Raw genomic sequence first — 17739 nt, 5'->3', positions numbered from 1 at the left:
GGTACGAAACCGCGGGGGAAAACGGTGCTTGTGAGGCGCTATTTCAGAAACGCCCTACAACACGCTGTGAAAATGTCGATCCGGCAGGGTGAATTTTTTGGTCGATCAGCCGGTTTAGGCCGTATAAACTTGCGCCACAGCGCCGGCCGGCAGATGTCTCGGCGCGTCAGACAAGAGAGTGAGTAATGGGCGCACAGTGGAAGGTTAAACACAAAGAAGCGGCTGCCAACGCCAAGGGCAAGATCTTCGGCAAACTGGTGAAGGAAATCACCATTGCCGCGCGCAACGGTGCGGATACCGCTACCAACGCGCACTTGCGACTGGTTGTCGAACAGGCGAAGAAGGCCTCGATGCCCCGCGAGACCCTGGAACGTGCGATCAAGAAAGGTTCTGGCCAGCTCGGTGAAACCGTGCAATACCACCGCGTCACCTACGAAGGGTTCGCGCCGCACCAGGTGCCGCTGATCGTTGAATGCGTGACCGATAACATCAACCGCACCGTTGCCGAAATTCGCGTCGCGTTCCGCAAGGGCCAACTCGGCGCCTCGGGTTCGGTGGCGTGGGACTTCAACCATGTCGGCATGATCGAAGCCGCGCCGGACAGCCCGGACGCCGATCCGGAAATGGCCGCCATCGAGGCCGGCGCCCAGGATTTCGAGCCGGGCGAAGACGACGCGACGTTGTTCCTCACCGACCCTGCCGACCTCGACGCTGTCCAGAAGGCCTTGCCGGAGCAGGGTTTCACCGTATTGTCGGCCAAGCTGGGCTACCAGCCGAAAAACCCGGTCAGTGGCCTCACCGACGAGCAGATGGCTGAAGTCGAAGCCTTCCTCGAAGGCCTCGACAACCACGATGACGTGCAGGACATGTTTGTCGGGTTGGCGGGTTAAGCAGTACACCCCTGTGACGAGGGAATTTATCCCTGGGTGCGGTTCATTCTGTGGGAGCAAGGCTTGCCCGCGATGAAGACGACGCGGTCTCTGAGAAAACGGGGTGTCCGCATCGCGGGCAAGCCTTGCTCCCACAGATAAATCCCCTCGCCACAATAGGCGGTGTGCTTGTTAGCTTGGGGTGCTGGTTTAGTCGATGTGTTTGAACTCGCTCAGCAACCTTTCAATCTCATCGAACCCTGGCCGTGCCAGCACCTCCGGCTGACAGCAGCGCGCTTGCAAATCCAGCAGCCACGCAAGATCCTGCGCACCGAGCCCCGGTTCGATCCGCGCCAGCAATTCCCCCAGCAGAATCCCGAAGGCCCGCACTTCGATGCGTTGCAGTGCGCGGGTTTGCAGGTTGTCTGTGGTGGCGTGGAACGACGCCGCGCCAAAATCCCCCAGCAGGCAATCGCCCTGGTCATCGCACAGAATATTGTGCCCGTAGAGATCCCCGTGGGTGATGCCCTGGCGGTGCAGGTGCGCCGCCACCGAGGCGATGCCATGGGCGATGCGCAGGGCTGCCGAAGCGCTCAGGCGCAGTTCATCGGCATAGACGTCGCGGCTGCATGACGCCAGGCTCGGCAGCCCGGCGAGGTTACGGTAGCTGGGCTCGACCAGCGCCATCACCAGCCCGGCCTGTTGCTCGGGGTGCCCGGCAACCTGGCCCAGCACCTCAATCAGGTTCGAGTGGCGACCGGCCGTGATGCAGGCATGCATCTCATGCAGGGGCGAGCCGTCGCTGGTCATCTGGCCTTTGTACAGCTTCACTGCGACCTTTCGTGCCGCCTGGCCGGGCGCCTGCCAGAGCGCCTGATGAATCACCCCCGACGCGCCTTCGCCCAGTGGTTGTTGCAGTTCCAGATGCGACCAGTCGATAGACGTCGTGGTATTCAGCGCCGCCGCTTCTGCCTGGGCTTCCAGCGGGTTGCCGGCGTAGGCCAGCCAACTGAGGCTCGGCAACGTGAGCAGCCATTGCGGCAGTTCGCTCAGTTGGTTGGCGGCGATGCGCAACAGTTCGAGGCGATGACACTGGCTCAGGCTCGCCGGTAATTGCCGCAAGCGGTTGCCGGCCAGCATCAGTTTTTGCAGATCGGGGCGTTGGCCCAGTTCATCTGGCAATTGGCTGACGCAGTTGTCGGTCAGGATCAACCAGCGCAGCTGTGGCGGCAGCGCGGCGCCCGTGACGTGCGCGATGCGATTGGCCTTGAAACCGACCATGGTCAACGCGCTGCAACGGCCCAGGCATTCGGGCAGTTCTGTGAAGCGGTTGTCCGAACAGAACAGCACGCGCAGGCGCGTCAGCCGATGCAGGTCGTCGGGCAGCGTGTCCAACTGATTGCCACTGAGGTTGAGAATCTCGAGGGAGTTGGCCAGGTCGAAGATTTCCCGGGGAAACTCCGTCAAGCCGCAGGCCAGGTCCAGCCGGGTAATGCCGCAGAGCTGGCCGGCGCGTAGTTGGGCGAGGGTGTGCATGGTGGGGGTCGCTGTTGATCAAGGGGAGGGTCTGGCGTCCGTAGCCAGACAGTTAACCAATAATCAGCTCAGTACAACACCCTGTGGCGAGGGGATTTATCTGTGGGAGCAAGGCTTGCCCGCGATGCAGGCGCCTCGTTTTCTCAGAGACCGCGTCATTCTCATCGCGGGCAAGCCTTGCTCCCACAGCATTTGTTCACAGCAGTTTTTCCCACAACAGTGTCGCTCCCCTTGCCACAGTCGATCGCGCTAGCGCTCGATACTGCGGTTCCAGCGGGCGTTCCAGGCCGGGCGTTGTTCGTTGACCTGGTCCCAATCCACGGCAATCGCCGTTTCCAGGTATTGCTTCATCGCCTCCACCTGACCGCGAGTCTTGTCGGTGGTCGGGGGTGTTGGGGTTGGACGGGATCTGGTCGCCTTCTTCCAGGGCGATGGCCTGGGCTTGCGGGGTCAGCAGGAAAGCCGCGAGCTTTTGCGCCAGTTCCGGTTGGGTGTTTTGCGCGATGGCGCATTCGGCGACGTTGAGGACCACGGCGCCTTCCTTCGGCTGGGCATATTCGACCGGCATGCCCTTGAGTTTCAGCGCGGTCACCTGGGTCGGCGTCAGCGGGAACAGCGCGGCTTCGTCGGTCTGCAGCATTTCGGATAGCTTCGCCGAGCTCGGGATGTACGCCAGCACGTTGCGCCCCACCGTGTTCGGCCAGGCCTTGAAGCCCGGCTCAACGTCGGTTTCGCTGTCGCCCTGGATCCGGTTGAACATCAAAAAGCCGTGCAGGCCGAACGTGGACGAGGTCATCGACTGGAACACCACTTTGTCCTTGAGGCGCGGATCGGCCATTTGTACGACGAAGTCTTCCTGCGTTCGGAAGTGGAGAACGTCCGTACGCTGGGCTACGCCGGGCGCAATACAGGCCTATTGCAAGGCATGGCCGGGGTGGCCGTGCCGATTCTCGATCGTGACGGCCGGGCCGTGGCCGCGTTGAGCGTGGCAACCGTGAGCGACCGCCTGGGGCCCGATCGCCTGCCGACGGTGGTGGACATGCTCAAGCGCGAGGCGGCCCTGATCGGACCGCGGATCAACCCGTTCGATCCGTTGCTGCGCAGGCCTTCGCAGGTGTTTGGGCAGGGCTGAACACACTCTCAAGAACAGCCTGTATCCCCTGTGGGAGCGGGCTTGCTCGCGATGGCGGTGGTTCAGTTAGAAATGATGTCGACTGATACACCGCCATCGCGAGCAAGCTCGCTCCCACAGAGATTCCCACCGGGTAAGGGGCTCAGAGCTTCAGGGTCTGCTTGAGCCGCTGCACCGTCGGCGTATCACTGGGGATGACCATCGCATAGTTGTAGCCCGGCCCGGACCAGTACTCGGCTTGCAACTCGCCCTCGCGGCGACTGCCCCGGGGCAGGAGGAAATTTTTCGGGCCGGGTGGGCGCACGTAGAAGCTGATTTTCTGACCGCTCGGGTCCTGATAGACCACCATCGCCGCCGCGCCTTGTTCGGTGCTGAGCAAGCGCCCGCTGACCGGCCTGAAGCCGGCACCCGACAGGTCAGGCAGTCGGTCGGCCTGGGTGAAGTAGCGGTCGAGCCAGCCTTGCATGCTCTGCTCGTCGCCGGTCTGGTAATCGGCCGGAAGGATGCCCTGCTGGGCAATCAAACGGTATGCCTGCAAGGCATCGGCCATGGGGGCTGCGGCGCTGAGCAGGGTCATTTGCCGCGCCTGCCAGCCACCGAAGCCACCCACGCTGACGGCCAGCAGCAACACGGCGGCGTTGGCCAAATGGCGGCGGGAGCGATGTTTCAGGCGCTGGCGAATCATGGCCGGGTCGAGGTCCGGGTTGGGCGGCTGTTGCAAGGCGCCGCTCAGGGCCGTGCGCAGGTGCTGTGCGTCCTGTTGCCAGGCGCGGACCCGGGCGGCGACTTCCGGCTGGTTGGCCAGGTAGGCCTGCACCAGGCGCTGGTCGGCCTCGCTCAGTTGGCGATCGACGTAGGCGTGCAGGTCGCTGTCGCTAGGGGGCATGTTGATCATTTGAGTATCCGCAGGGTAGGGCGGGTGATTTCGCCGTCGCTGAGTTGGCGCAGGGCCTGGCGAGCGCGGGACAGGCGGGACATGACCGTGCCGGTCGGCACGCCGAGGATGTCGGCGACTTGCTGGTAACTCAAGCCTTCCACCGACACCCACAACAACAGCGCGCGTTGTTCCGTCGTGAGTTGGTCGAAGGCCTGCAGGGACGATTGCGCGATCACGCTGCGCTCGGCCGAAGGGTGGGCATCGTCGCGGCCGGTGAAAAACTCCAGCATGCGCGCATACCGTCGGGAGCGGCGATGACCGTCGAGAAACTGCCGATACAGAATCGAAAACAGCCAGGCCCGCAGATCGCCGTCCGGACGCTTGTCGTTCCACTTGGACAATGCCCGTTCCAGGCACATCTGCACCAGATCGTCGGCGTTGCTCGGGTTGCGCGTCAGCGACACGGCAAAACGCCGTAGCCTGGGGATGAGCTCGCGCAACTGTTCGTCGAATGCGTTCATAAGGGTGTGGCTTCTGTGGGCAGTCACTGCGCCGGGACTGGAAAGACGACCCGCAAACGAGATTATTCCAGTGCAGGAAAAATAAATACGAGGCGTGGGAATAAACCTGTCACGCCTTCGTCTGACGGGTCCTTTCCAACAAATGGCCCCGAGCCCTGGAGCTTTCTCATGGTTGATCCTTCACCCTCGTCGAGCCGGCCACCCTTGAGTGCCGCCGGCCTGACATTGCGCCTGAGCGGCATCGCCGTGATTGTTGCCGCGCTGGCCGGGGCGTTTGCCTACGTCAATGGTAGCCTCGACCCACAGCGCCTGACACCGCAGGCATTGGTCAATGTGCTGGAAAAAAACAACGGCGTTCACCCAGGCTTTCGACGCAACCACTCAAAAGGTGTCTGCGTCGCGGGCTATTTCCAAAGCACGGGCGAGGCCAGCGCCTATTCCAGCGCCCAAGTGTTCTCGCAGCCGCAAACGCCAGTGGTTGGGCGTTTCGCCTTGCCCAGCGGCAACCCCTATGCACCGGACGGCGGTGTGCCGATTCGCAGCCTGGCACTGCGCTTTACCCAGGCCAACGGCCAGCAATGGCGCACCGGCATGAACAGCATGCCGGTGTTTCCGGTGGGCACGCCCGAAGCCTTCTACCAACTCCAGCAAGCCCAGTCGCCGGACCCTGCCACAGGAAAACCGAACCCTGCGGCCGTACCGGCGTTCTTTGCTGCGCACCCCGAAGCGGTGCCGTTCCTGCAATGGATCAAGAGCGCCAAGCCGTCGGCCAGCTATGCCACCGAAACCTACAACGGCATCAACGCGTTCTATCTGGTCAACCCTGCCGGGCAGCGCCAGGCGGTGCGCTGGGGCGTGGTGCCGATGAGCCAGGATGCTGCGGATGCGACGCCACCCCAGGGGGGCGACTTCCTCGAGCAGGACTTGGCCAAGCGTCTCGCCGCCGGGCCGTTGCGCTGGCAGTTGAACATCACCCTGGCCAACCCGGGTGACCCGGTGAACGATGCCAGCAAGGCCTGGCCCGCCGACCGCAAGGTACTCAATGCCGGCACGTTGGTGCTTGAGCGCACCCAGGCGCAGGACAACGGCGAATGCCGCGACATCAACTATGACCCGCTGATCCTGCCCCAAGGGATCGAAGGTTCCGAAGACCCGCTATTGGTTGCGCGTTCCGCCGCCTATGCCAGTTCCTACCTGCGACGTACCAGCGAAGTGAGCCAGTTGCCCGCCAAACAGGAGTCCCGCCCATGAGCGCCCCTCGTCACTTTGCACCGCTGGCCCGGCTGCTGCACTGGCTGATGGCAGTGATGATCATCGCCATGCTGTTTATCGGCGCAGGCATGGTCGCTTCGGTGTCCGAACGCCATGAATGGCTGCTGCAGTTGCACAAGCCATTGGGTATCGCGATTTTGCTGTTGGTGATCGTGCGCCTGGTGGTGCGTTTTACTACCCGCCAACCGCCGCTGCCGGCCGATCTACCGGCCTGGCAAGTGCTGGCGGCAAACGCCTCGCATGTGCTGTTGTACGCCCTGATGCTGGTCCTGCCGCTGTTGGGCTGGGGCATGATTTCGGCGGCGGGGGACCCGGTGATGCTCGGCGACTCGTTGCAACTGCCGTCGATTCTGCCAGCCCACGCCCAGACGTTCGCACTGCTGCGCAAGGCCCACGGGTACCTGGCTTACCTGTTGTTCGTGACGGTGCTGGTGCATCTGGCGGCGGCGTTGTTTCACGCTTGGGTGCGCCGGGATGAGGTGTTGGACAGTATGTTGCGCGGCAAAGGCTGATGAACCCTGTGGCGAGGGAGCTTGCTCCCGCTGGGTGGTGTCTGTAGGAGCTGCCGAGCGAAGCGAGGCTGCGATCTTTCCACTGGCGCTTGAGTTTCAAGTGAAAGATCAAAAGATCGCAGGCTTCGCCAGCTCCTACATCGCCGAGCGGGAGCAAGCTCCCTCGCCACAGGTGTTCACCCTAGACGAGGGACATGATCAGGTCGTTGGATCAGCGCAATTCGTCAACCATGGCCTCGATGGTGCTCAACACATCCTTGCCCAGTTGCATCGAGCGTTTGCCAGACCAGCCGGTGATTGGGTTCGGGTGATCGTTGTGGTCCTTGAACGGCATTTCCAGGGTCAGGGACAGGCAGTCATATTTCTGGCCGACCGCGTTACAGGCCAGGGTCATGTTGGCTTGGCCCGGTTCGTCGCGGGTGTAGCCGTAAGCAGTCTGGAAGTCTTTGGTCTGATGCTTGAGATGGCTGCGAAAGCGCTCTTCAAGTTCGGCAATGCGTGGCGTGTAGCCCGGGTTGCCTTCGCAACCGGCGGTGAAGACGTGGGGAATTTCCTCATCGCCGTGAGCATCGAGGAACAGATCGACGCCGTACTTTTCCATTTGCTGCTGGACGAAAAACACCTCGGGGCTGATTTCCGGACTGGCGTTCTGCCAGGCGCGGTTGAGGTCCTGGCCCATGGCGTTGGTCCGCAGATGCCCGTGGAACGCGCCGTCCGGGTTCATGTTCGGCACCAGGTACAGATCGGCCTTGGCGAGCAACTGGTTCAGTTGCGCATCGTCATGCTGCTGGAGGCGTTCGATCACGCCCTCCATGAACCACTCGGCCATGTGCTCGCCGGGATGCTGCTGGGCGATGATCCAGACTTTGCGCCGGCCTTCGGCACCGCTGCCCTTGCGCAGCAGTTGAATGTCACGGCCTTCCACGCTTTTACCGACGGCCAATAGTTCGGTGCCGGCCTTGTGTTGCGCTTGCTCGATCAGCCAATCATGTCGGCCGCGACTGTAGGGTTCGAAGTAGGCGAACCAGGCGTTGGTCTGTTCGGTCTCCAGATAAAAACGCAGGGCGTCGCCTTCAAATTGGGTCGGAACGCGGAACCAGTTGACGTGATCGTAGGAGGCAACGGCCTGATAGCCCGTCCAGGCCTTGTTGTAAGACGATTGACTGGCGTTGAGCAGCCGAAAGGAATACTCCTGGCCGACGTGCAGGCCGCTGGCCTTGAAGTGGAACCACTGGAAATGGGCGCTGCGGGTGTCGGGCCTGATCTTGAGCAACGACTGCAACGGGTTGCTGATGTCGACGACCTCGATGTTGCCGCTGTCGAAACTGGCACTGATATCAAAGGAAGATTTAGCCACGGTCACGATTCCTGGAGAGGATTTTCATGGCCATTACTGTACACGCAAGACGGGGGAACCGAGACGATTTACGTCACGTAAACGAGGGGGCGTCCTCCCTGGACGCCGAGCCAGCTTAGAGAGTCTGCAATTGATTCTCAAGCGCTGGTTGTCGATAGTTTTCGCCTGTGTGGCGGGGCGTCTCTTGCAAACGGATATTCATTTGCTATCATCGCCGCCACCGAATTGGCAGCACCCAAAAGACTTCATTAGCCTGAAGCCATAAGTCGAAAAATCGGCAAAAAAAAGACCCGGCAAAAAGCCGGGTCAAAAACCGTGATTAGCCTGATGAGGAGATATTCCAGAAGTCCGACCTAAGGTCTTCTGATCTATCGACTGATCTCGCGATCAGCTGATGCAATAATAATCATTATCATTTGCAAGTCAAATGGTTTTATCGCACCGATTGGAAAATTTTTCTCGTCGTCCGCGTTCGCGGCGACATTCCCAAGCGTTACCCCTAGCGAGTCGGGTAGCCATCCAGGGATCGGTCAAGCATCACCTTGACCAGATCAATCATGTGCACCACCGAAAATGCCAGGTCACGGCTCGAGCCGTTCAACTGGTTGGCAGACTCGTGGGCGGTCGCCGCTGCACAGCGCAGCAGGTCGCAGGCGTGAACAAGGGCTTCTTCTGCGCTGACGCTGTGGTTGACGTCGAAGAAGCGATGTTCTGACTGTGCCTGGGAAACACTTGGTTTCAAGTAGTAGTCGAGGGCGCGTTTGGCCGCCGGGCAATCCTGAAAGGAAGGGAACGTGCTGTCGAAAGGGCTGCTGGGCTGGTCTTTGTTGGGTGTATCCATGGTGAGGAAAATCTCCGTGTGTGGGGCTGAACTCCTGAATCCAGAATAGTACTTATCGTAATTGTGACGATAATTGAAATACTACAATTTGTGTTTTGAATGGTCGGAGTCATCCACGTATCGTGCCGCACATGGATAAATGGATAGAGTTGGTCAAGGCCAAGATGAAGGAGCTGCGCATCACGCAAGTGGTGCTCGCAGAACGGTTGGGAATGTCCCAGGGCGGCGTCGGCCATTGGCTGACCAGGCGCCGGCAACCCAGTGTCGATGACATGAACCGGGTCCTGCGGGAATTGGGGCTGGAGTTTCTGGAAGTGGCGATGGTGATTCGCGAGCCGGACACCTCCACGGACGAAGGCATGACCCTGGCGCAGAAGTACAACCCGTACTTCCGCTACCCGGTCAGTGAATGGCACGAGGTTGGCGAGGTTCGCGAAGGCGATCCTGGCGCCTACAGCCCGGCGCGCTACGAACTGACGGACTACCACGCCCTGGGGGCCGCGTTCTGGCTGGTGGTGGTGGGCGACGCGATGACCGCACCCAGCGGCTTGAGCATTCCCGAGGGCATGTCGATCCTGGTGGATCCGGCCGTCGAGGCGGTGCCAGGCAAACTGGTGGTTGCCTGCTTGCCCGGCAGCAGTGACGCGACCTTTCGCAAATTGATCGAGGAGAGCGGGCAGCGTTACCTGGTTCCGCTCAATCCGACTTACCCGAAAAACCTGTACACCGAGCAATGTCGCCTCATCGGTGTGGTGGTGCAGGCCACCATCAGGTTCTGACTGGATCGGCCCTGGGACGGGCCGACTCCTATTCTTCGAATGCCACCAGGGCGCTGCCTTCGCTGACCATTTCGCCTTCCTGGCAATACAGCGCCTTGATCACCCCGGCCTTGGGCGCACGAATGCTGTGCTCCATTTTCATGGCCTCCAGGACCACCAGTTGAGCGCCGGCCTCCACCGACTGGCCGACACTCACCAGTACCCGGACGATACTGCCGTTCATGGGCGCGGCCAGGCCACCTTGATGGCTGTGGCTGGCCTCGGCGGCGGCCAACGGGTCGTACAGGTCGATCCGGTGCAGGTCACCCGCCCATTGCAGATACAGGCTGTCGTCCTGGCGAATGGCCCGATGACTGCGGCGCAGGCCGTGGTGCTCGATCACCAGTTGCTCGCCCTCGAGTTCCGCGCAATGGGCGCTAATGTCCAGCGTCAGCGCGCGATCCTGGCCTTCGCAGCTCAGGTGCAAGGTGGTCTCCCTTGGCAGCCCCAGACGCAGCCCGGTGGTGCTGGCCCAGGGCGAGTCGGCATCATCGCCGCGCACGCGCGGTGTCAGGCTCAAGGCGAAGCCCTGGGCGGCTGCGAACCAGAATGCGTCATCCAATTCGCCCGGCTCTGGCAGCAATTGCGCCTGGTAACGTGGGATAAATCCGGTGTCCAGCTCTGCTGCCGCGAAGGCGGGGTGGGCCACGATTCGGCGCAGGAACCCGATGTTGGTTTTCAGCCCGCCAATGGCAAACTCGTCGAGCATGCTCAACAGCCGCAGGCGCGCCTGTTCACGGTCTTCACCCCAGGCAATCAGCTTGCCGAGCATCGGGTCGTAGAACGGCGAGATTTCATCGCCTTCTTCAACCCCGCTGTCGACCCGCCGGCCTGGGCCCTCGGCCGATTCTCGATACAACGCCAGGCGCCCGGTGGCCGGCAGGAAATCGTTGACCGGGTCTTCGGCATACAGCCGCACTTCGATGGCGTGACCGAGCAGCGGCACTTGCGCTTGAGTGATCGGCAAGGGTTCGCCTTGGGCGACGCGGATCTGCCAGGCTACCAGGTCCAGTCCGGTGATCGCTTCGGTGACCGGATGCTCGACCTGCAACCGGGTGTTCATTTCCATGAAGAAAAACTCGCCCCGCGCATCCAGCAGGAACTCCACGGTGCCGGCCCCGACGTAACCAATCGCCTGGGCTGCGCGCACGGCGGCTTCACCCATGGCCCGGCGTAGTTGCGGGGTCAGGCCGGGGGCGGGGGCTTCTTCCACGACTTTCTGGTGGCGGCGCTGGATCGAGCAATCGCGTTCGTTGAGGTACAGGCAGTTGCCGTGTTGGTCGGCAAATACCTGGATTTCCACATGGCGCGGTTTGAGCAGGTATTTTTCCACCAGCATCCGTGAGTCGCCGAACGAGGACTGCGCTTCACGCTGGGCCGAGGCCAGGGCTTCGGCCAGTTGGCTGACGTCCTCGACGACTTTCATGCCCTTGCCGCCACCGCCGGCCGTGGCCTTGAGCAATACCGGGTAGCCGATGCGCTCGGCGGCGTCGCGAAAGGTCTCCAGGTCCTGGGCTTCGCCGTGATAACCCGGCACCAGGGGCACCCCGGCGGTTTCCATCAAGGCCTTGGCCGCCGATTTGCTGCCCATGGCATCGATGGCCGAGGCCGGTGGGCCGAGGAAGATCATCCCGGCGCTTTCTATCGCTCGGGCGAACCCGGCGTTCTCGGACAGAAAACCATAACCGGGATGGATGGCTTGGGCGCCGCTGGCTTTCGCTGCGGCGATCAGCTTGTCGATTTGCAGGTAGCTGTCGGCGGCCTTGCTGCCGCCCAGGTCGACGCGGATGTCGGCTTCACGGCTGTGGCGGGCATCGCGGTCGGTGGCGCTGTGGACGGCAACGGTGGTCAGGCCCATGGCCTTGGCGGTGCGCATCACGCGGCAGGCGATTTCGCCACGGTTGGCCACCAGCAACGTGGTGAGGGCAGGGGCGCTCATCGACGCGGCTCCTTGTTATTCGATTCGGCTTGCCAGTTCGGCGCACGCTTTTGCAGGAACGCCCGCAGGCCTTCCTGGCCCTCCGGGCTGACGCGGATGCGGGCGATGGCATTTTCGGTGTAGCGCCGCAGCGCCGGGGTAAGGGCGCCGTTGCCGACTTCACGCAGCAGTTCCTTGCTGGCGCGCATGGCCGCCGGGCTGTTGAGCAACAGGTTGTCGATCCATTGTTCGACTTGATAATCCAGGGCCTCGGCCGGGTAACTTTCCGACAGCAAACCGATTTCTTTCGCGCGTTGCCCGTCGAAGCGTTCCGCCGTCAGGGCATAACGACGCGCGGCACGCTCGCCAATGGCCTGCACCACGAACGGGCTGATCACCGCCGGCGCCAGGCCAATGCGCACTTCCGACAGGCAGAACTGTGCTTCATCGGCGCCAATGGCCATGTCACAAGCGCTGATCAGCCCCAGTGCGCCACCGAACGCGGCGCCCTGGACGACGGCCAGCGTAGGAATTTTCAGCTTGGCGAGGTTGTACATCAGCTCCGCCAGTTCCCGGGCGTCATCGAGGTTGGTGTGGTAGTCGAGCTCGGCCGATTGCTGCATCCAGGCGAGGTCGGCGCCGGCGCTGAAATGCTTGCCGCGACCGCGGATCAGCAGGAAGCGCAAGCTTGGATCGCTGCTGACGTGGTCCAGGGCGAGGATCAGTTCGCGGATCATTTCGGCATTGAACGCGTTGTTTTTCGACTCGCGGCTGAGCCACAAGGTGGCAACGCCCCGTGGGTCGGTGTGCAGTTCGAGGGTGTTGAAGTTATCCATGGGCATTCCCGTTTACATCCGGAACACGCCGAAGCGGCTCGGTTCGATAGGCGCGTTCAGTGACGCGGACAAGGCCAGGCCCAGCACATCGCGGGTCTGGGCCGGGTCGATGACGCCGTCGTCCCACAGCCTGGCACTGGAATAGTAGGGGTGACCCTGTTCTTCGTACTGATCGAGGATCGGTTGCTTGATCTCGGATTCCTGTTCGGCGCTGAAGGGATGGCCGCTGCGTTCGGCTTGTTCACGCTTGACCTGTACCAGCACGCCGGCCGCCTGTTCGGCGCCCATCACGCCAATCCGCGCGTTCGGCCACATCCACAGGAACCGCGGGTCGTAGGCGCGGCCGCACATGCCGTAGTTACCTGCGCCGAAACTGCCGCCAATGATCACGGTGAATTTCGGCACTTTCGCGCAGGCCACGGCTGTCACCAGTTTGGCCCCGTGCTTGGCGATGCCGCCGGCTTCGTACTTCTGCCCGACCATGAAACCGGTGATGTTCTGCAAGAACAGCAACGGGATCCCGCGCTGACAGGCCAATTCGATGAAGTGCGCGCCTTTCTGCGCGGCTTCGGCGAAGAGAATGCCGTTGTTGGCCAGGATCGCGATCGGGTAGCCGTGCAAGTGGGCGAAGCCGCACACCAGCGTCGTTCCGAACAGCGCCTTGAATTCGTCGAACACCGAGCCGTCCACCAGGCGCGCGATCACTTCCCGCACATCGAATGGCTGCTTGGCGTCGGCCGAAACCACGCCGTACAGCTCCTCGCCCGAGTAGAGCGGGGCAATTGGCAGGCGATGCTGCAACTCGCCCTGTTTGCGCCAATTGAGGTTGGCCACGCTGCGGCGGGCCAGGGCCAGGGCATGTTCGTCGCTGTCGGCGTAATGGTCGGCCACGCCGGAGATCTTGCAGTGCACATCGGCGCCGCCCAGGTCTTCGGCACTGACCACCTCACCGGTGGCGGCTTTCACCAACGGCGGGCCGGCGAGAAAAATCGTCGCCTGCTGGCGGACCATGATCGCCTCGTCCGCCATGGCCGGCACATAGGCGCCACCGGCGGTGCAGGAACCCATGACCACGGCGATCTGCGGGATGCCCTGGGCACTCATGTTGGCCTGGTTGAAGAAGATCCGGCCGAAGTGCTCACGGTCCGGGAACACCTCGTCCTGGCGCGGCAGGTTGGCGCCGCCGGAGTCCACCAGGTAAATGCAGGGCAGGCGATTCTGCTGGGCGATGGTCTGGGCACGCAGGTGTTTTTTCACCGTCAGCGGGTAGTAGGAGCCCCCTTTGACCGTCGCATCGTTGGCGACAATCATGCATTCGACACCTTCCACGCGGCCGATGCCGGCAATCACGCCGGCCGCCGGCACGTCTTCGCCATAGACGTCGTGGGCTGCCAATGGGCTGATTTCCAAAAACGGCGAACCCGGGTCCAGCAGCCGGTTGATGCGTTCACGGGGCAGCAACTTGCCCCGCGAGGTGTGCCGTTCCTGGGCCTTGGGACCGCCGCCTTGGCGAATGTGTGCGAGCAGGGTTCGCAGGGCCTCGACGTGTCCGAGCATCGCATCGCGGTTGGCGATGAACTCCGGCGAGCGCGGGTTGAGCTGAGTGTGCAGCGTGGCCATGGTCAGCTCCGTTAGCGGGTTTCGTTGAACAGTTCGCGGCCGATCAACATCCGACGAATCTCACTGGTGCCAGCACCGATTTCGTACAGCTTGGCGTCACGCAGCAGACGACCGGCCGGGAATTCGTTGATGTAGCCATTACCGCCGAGGATCTGGATCGCGTCGAGGGCCATTTGCGTGGCGCGTTCGGCGCTGTAGAGGATCACCCCGGCGGCGTCCTTGCGGGTGGTTTCGCCGCGCTCGCAGGCCTGGGCCACGGCATACAGGTAGGCGCGGCTGGCGTTGAGCTGGGTGTACATGTCGGCGACCTTGCCCTGGATCAGCTGGAATTCGCCAATGCTCTGGCCGAACTGCTTGCGGTCGTGAATGTAGGGCACGATCAGGTCCATGCAGGCCTGCATGATCCCGGTTGGGCCGCCAGAGAGCACGACGCGCTCGTAGTCGAGGCCGCTCATCAGCACTTTCACGCCACCGTTGAGTGTGCCGAGGATGTTTTCCTCCGGCACTTCGACGTCATCGAAAAACAGCTCGCAGGTGTTGGAGCCGCGCATGCCGAGCTTGTCGAATTTGTTGCTGCGGCTGAAGCCTTTCCAGTCGCGCTCGACGATGAAAGCGGTGATGCCGTGGGGGCCTTTTTCCAGGTCGGTCTTGGCGTAGATCACGTAGGTGTTGGCATCGGGGCCGTTGGTGATCCAGGTCTTGCTGCCATTGAGCACGTACTTGTCGCCACGCTTGTCGGCGCGCAGTTTCATCGAGACCACGTCGGAACCGGCGTTCGGCTCGCTCATCGCCAGGGCACCGATGTGTTCGCCGCTGATCAGCTTGGGCAGGTATTTGGTTTTCTGTTCGTGATTGCCGTTGCGGTTGATCTGGTTCACGCAGAGGTTGGAGTGGGCACCGTAGGAGAGGGCGACCGAGGCCGAACCGCGGCTGATTTCTTCCATCGCTACCACGTGGGCCAGGTAGCCCAGGCCAGCGCCGCCGTATTCTTCCGGTACGGTGATGCCCAGCAGGCCCATGTCGCCGAACTTGCGCCACATGTCGGCGGGAAACAGGTTGTCGATATCGATCTGCGCTGCTCGCGGCGCCAGTTCGGCCTTGACGAAGGCCTGTACCTGGTCGCGCAACATGTCGATGGTTTCGCCGAGGGCAAAGTTCAGGGATGGGTAGCTCATGGGAACACCTTTGGCTTTTTTATCGGGTGCGGAGAGTGGCGGAATCGCTCTCACCTTTACGTTAACGTAAGCCTGCGACGAGAGGCTGTCAATCGGCCTTTACGTTAACGTCAACTTGGGCCAGAGTAAGTGCGCTTGAATCGCTTTACCAAAGGCATCTGTGCATGAGATTCCACCGCTACACCCACTAATAAAGACAAGAGGGGGCGTCATGGATCAACCCGGTTCGCATTCGCAGCTCAGCTACACCCGTGGTTCCGAGGACAAGGCCTTGCTGGCCCAAACCATCGGCGAAGTTTTCGACCAGACCGTGACGCGCTATCCCGAGGGCGAGGCGTTGGTGGTTCGCCATCAATCGCTGCGTTACACCTGGCAACAACTGGCCGAGGCCGTTGATCTGCACGCCCGAGCCTTGCTGGCGCTAGGCTTGAAAACCGGTGATCGCCTTGGCGTGTGGGCGCCCAATTGCGCCCAGTGGTGCATCAGCCAGTTCGCCAGTGCGAAGATCGGCGTCATTCTGGTCAATATCAATCCGGCCTATCGCGTCTCTGAGCTCGAATACGTGCTTAAACAATCCGGATGCCAATGGCTGGTGTGTGCCGGGGCGTTCAAGACCTCGGATTATCACGCCATGTTGCAAACGCTGGCACCAGAGCTGGCGGAGCAATCGATCGGCCATCTGCAGAGCGAACGCTTGCCGGATTTACGCGGTGTGATCAGCCTCGATTCCCAGCCGCCGGCAGGTTTCCTGCCCTGGTCGCAACTCGCCGCCCTGGGGGCGGCGGTGACGCCTGCACAACTGGCCGAACGCCAATCCAGCCTGCAGTCCGATCAACCGGTGAATATCCAGTACACCTCCGGCACCACCGGCTTCCCCAAGGGCGCGACCCTCAGTCATCACAACATTCTCAATAACGGTTACATGGTCGGCGAAAGCCTGGGCCTGACGGCTGACGATCGGCTGGTGATCCCGGTGCCGCTCTACCATTGCTTCGGCATGGTCATGGGTAACCTGGGCTGCATGACCCATGGCAGCACCATGATCTACCCCAACGATGCCTTCGACCCGTTGCTGACGCTAAAGGCCGTGGCCGAGGAAAAAGCCACGGCACTGTATGGCGTGCCCACCATGTTCATCGCCCTGCTGGACCAGCCGCAGCGGGGCGACTTCGACGTGTCCAGCCTGCGCACTGGCATCATGGCCGGGGCCACATGCCCCATCGAAGTGATGCGACGGGTCATCAATGAAATGCACATGGCCGAAGTGCAGATAGCCTACGGCATGACGGAAACCAGTCCGGTGTCATTGCAGACCGGTCCTACCGACGAACTGGAACTGCGCGTGACCACTGTCGGCCGCACCCAGCCGCAACTGGAAAGCAAAATTATCGATGAGGCCGGCAATATCGTCCCACGTGGTGCTATCGGTGAGTTGTGTACCCGCGGCTACAGCGTGATGCTCGGTTACTGGAACAACCCCAAGGGCACCACCGATGCCATCGACCCGGAGGGCTGGATGCACACCGGCGACCTGGCGACCATGGACGAGCAGGGCTACGTGCGCATCGTCGGGCGCAACAAAGACATGATCATCCGCGGCGGGGAGAATATTTACCCGCGTGAGCTGGAGGAGTTTTTCTTCACCCACCCAGCAGTGGCGGACGTGCAGGTGATCGGCATCCCGTGTTCGCGCTATGGCGAGGAAATCGTTGCCTGGATCAAGTTTCATCCCGGCCACAGTGCCTCCGAGCAAGAGCTGCAGGCCTGGTGCAAGGAGCGTATTGCCCACTTCAAGACGCCGCGTCATTTCAAATTCGTCGAAGAATTTCCCATGACGGTCACCGGCAAGATCCAGAAATTCCGCATGCGCGAAATCAGCATCGAAGAACTGCGCGATAGAGAAGGCTGAGCAAGATCCCCTGTGGGAGCGGGCTTGCTCGCGAAGGCGGTGTGCCAGGCGACATAAATGTTGGCTGTGCCGCCGTTTTCGAGCTCAAGCTGCAAGGGTAATAGCCCGACAGGGCCAACAGCCGTAGGGGGGTATATCCGTTGCTGCGGTAACGGCTGCTTAGGGTTTCGCCCTTACGGCGACTCACTTTCGGAGCGCGAAAGTAAGCAAAGCGCTTTTGCCCCACCACTTGGCACCTCGCTTAGGCTCGGTGTGCCCTCACTCCGGCATTGCTCCGTGGGCCCGCCGCGAAGGGCCATCCATGGCCCAGCGCGGCTATCCCGGCATCCATGCCGGGATGCCCACTCCACAATGCCTGCGTTCGGCCATCGTGGTTAACGGGGCGCCCGAGATCAACGTCCACCGCGAGGCGGCCTGATAGCCGACCTGGTTCTGGGTGACCGCATTCATCCTGTGGGAGGCTCGCTCCCACAGGTTTTGCGGTGCACATGGGCTTTGGGTCTGCTGAAGATCCAGTGTGGGAGATTCTATGGTACGGGGCTACCC

At 61.9% G+C, this 17739-nt stretch carries 14 protein-coding genes and 2 pseudogenes; 6 read left to right on the top strand and 10 right to left on the bottom strand.

Annotated elements, in window-relative coordinates; all coding sequences use genetic code 11:
* Positions 1–185 precede the first annotated feature (185 nt).
* The gene (locus CFII68_RS22070; RefSeq protein WP_018602312.1) at positions 186–890 is read left to right on the top strand and encodes a YebC/PmpR family DNA-binding transcriptional regulator; all 705 of its coding nucleotides are present in this window, start codon (positions 186–188) and stop codon (positions 888–890) included.
* Between the two features lie 189 nt (positions 891–1079).
* Here CFII68_RS22070 and CFII68_RS22075 read toward each other — a convergent pair whose 3' ends face one another.
* Both CFII68_RS22075 and CFII68_RS22080 read right to left on the bottom strand, forming a co-directional pair.
* On the bottom strand, positions 1080–2405 hold the full coding sequence (locus CFII68_RS22075) for a leucine-rich repeat-containing protein kinase family protein (protein ID WP_018602310.1): 1326 nt from the start codon (positions 2403–2405) through the stop codon (positions 1080–1082).
* 249 nt (positions 2406–2654) lie between these two features.
* A pseudogene (locus CFII68_RS22080) lies at positions 2655–3249 on the bottom strand (extracellular solute-binding protein); the annotation flags it as partial.
* Between CFII68_RS22080 and CFII68_RS22085 the strand changes: the two are divergent.
* A pseudogene (locus tag CFII68_RS22085) lies at positions 3241–3537 on the top strand (IclR family transcriptional regulator C-terminal domain-containing protein); the annotation flags it as partial. The pseudogenes CFII68_RS22080 and CFII68_RS22085 sit on opposite strands and share 9 nt — an antisense overlap.
* Before the next feature lie 142 nt (positions 3538–3679).
* On the opposite strand, the gene CFII68_RS22090 reads toward CFII68_RS22085, so the two are convergent.
* Positions 3680–4432 carry an anti-sigma factor gene (locus CFII68_RS22090; protein ID WP_018602304.1) on the bottom strand — a complete coding sequence of 251 codons (753 nt, stop codon included), beginning with the start codon at positions 4430–4432 and terminating at the stop codon, positions 3680–3682.
* Complete coding sequence (locus tag CFII68_RS22095; RefSeq protein WP_018602303.1) at positions 4429–4935, bottom strand: sigma-70 family RNA polymerase sigma factor; 507 nt, start codon at positions 4933–4935, stop codon at positions 4429–4431. Before CFII68_RS22095 ends, CFII68_RS22090 begins: the two co-directional genes overlap by 4 nt.
* A gap of 168 nt (positions 4936–5103) precedes the next feature.
* Between CFII68_RS22095 and CFII68_RS22100 the strand changes: the two genes are divergently transcribed.
* Positions 5104–6186, top strand: coding sequence for a catalase family peroxidase (locus CFII68_RS22100; RefSeq protein ID WP_018602301.1), 1083 nt, complete (start codon positions 5104–5106; stop codon positions 6184–6186).
* On the top strand, positions 6183–6719 hold the full coding sequence (locus CFII68_RS22105) for a cytochrome b (RefSeq protein ID WP_003199979.1): 537 nt from the start codon (positions 6183–6185) through the stop codon (positions 6717–6719). The genes CFII68_RS22100 and CFII68_RS22105 overlap by 4 nt, the downstream gene beginning before the upstream one ends.
* A gap of 211 nt (positions 6720–6930) precedes the next feature.
* Here the strand turns inward: CFII68_RS22105 and CFII68_RS22110 are convergent, their stop codons facing one another.
* Entirely contained in the window at positions 6931–8082 is a 1152-nt protein-coding gene (locus tag CFII68_RS22110; RefSeq protein WP_018602293.1) for a M14-type cytosolic carboxypeptidase, read from the bottom strand.
* Positions 8083–8575: 493 nt separating this feature from the next.
* Positions 8576–8917 (bottom strand): DUF6124 family protein, encoded by a 342-nt coding sequence (locus CFII68_RS22115; RefSeq protein WP_018602291.1) that lies wholly within the window; start codon positions 8915–8917, stop codon positions 8576–8578.
* Between the two features lie 131 nt (positions 8918–9048).
* Here CFII68_RS22115 and CFII68_RS22120 point away from each other — a divergent pair, with 131 nt between their 5' ends.
* Positions 9049–9696 carry a LexA family transcriptional regulator gene (locus CFII68_RS22120; protein ID WP_024616054.1) on the top strand — a complete coding sequence of 216 codons (648 nt, stop codon included), beginning with the start codon at positions 9049–9051 and terminating at the stop codon, positions 9694–9696.
* 28 nt (positions 9697–9724) lie between these two features.
* Here CFII68_RS22120 and CFII68_RS22125 read toward each other — a convergent pair whose 3' ends face one another.
* The 4 genes from CFII68_RS22125 to CFII68_RS22140 are packed head-to-tail and all read right to left on the bottom strand — an operon-like array spanning position 9725 to position 15284.
* The gene (locus CFII68_RS22125) at positions 9725–11674 is read right to left on the bottom strand and encodes an acetyl/propionyl/methylcrotonyl-CoA carboxylase subunit alpha (RefSeq protein WP_018602287.1); all 1950 of its coding nucleotides are present in this window, start codon (positions 11672–11674) and stop codon (positions 9725–9727) included.
* A complete protein-coding gene (locus CFII68_RS22130; RefSeq protein ID WP_018602285.1) occupies positions 11671–12489 on the bottom strand; it encodes a gamma-carboxygeranoyl-CoA hydratase in 819 nt (272 codons plus the stop codon). Before CFII68_RS22130 ends, CFII68_RS22125 begins: the two co-directional genes overlap by 4 nt.
* 12 nt (positions 12490–12501) lie before the next feature.
* Positions 12502–14109, bottom strand: a complete 1608-nt coding sequence (locus CFII68_RS22135) for a carboxyl transferase domain-containing protein (RefSeq protein WP_018602283.1) — start codon at positions 14107–14109, stop codon at positions 12502–12504.
* Between the two features lie 11 nt (positions 14110–14120).
* On the bottom strand, positions 14121–15284 hold the full coding sequence (locus CFII68_RS22140) for an isovaleryl-CoA dehydrogenase (protein WP_014339274.1): 1164 nt from the start codon (positions 15282–15284) through the stop codon (positions 14121–14123).
* Between the two features lie 211 nt (positions 15285–15495).
* Here CFII68_RS22140 and CFII68_RS22145 point away from each other — a divergent pair, with 211 nt between their 5' ends.
* Complete coding sequence (locus CFII68_RS22145; RefSeq protein ID WP_018602280.1) at positions 15496–17193, top strand: AMP-binding protein; 1698 nt, start codon at positions 15496–15498, stop codon at positions 17191–17193.
* The last annotated feature ends 546 nt before the right edge of the window (positions 17194–17739 follow it).

It is taken from the genome of Pseudomonas sp. CFII68 (assembly GCF_000416195.1).
GTDB classification, from domain to species: Bacteria; Pseudomonadota; Gammaproteobacteria; order Pseudomonadales; family Pseudomonadaceae; genus Aquipseudomonas; species Aquipseudomonas kilonensis.
Note: the sequence above shows the minus strand (reverse complement) of the source record. Positions and strands in the feature narration are given on the sequence as shown.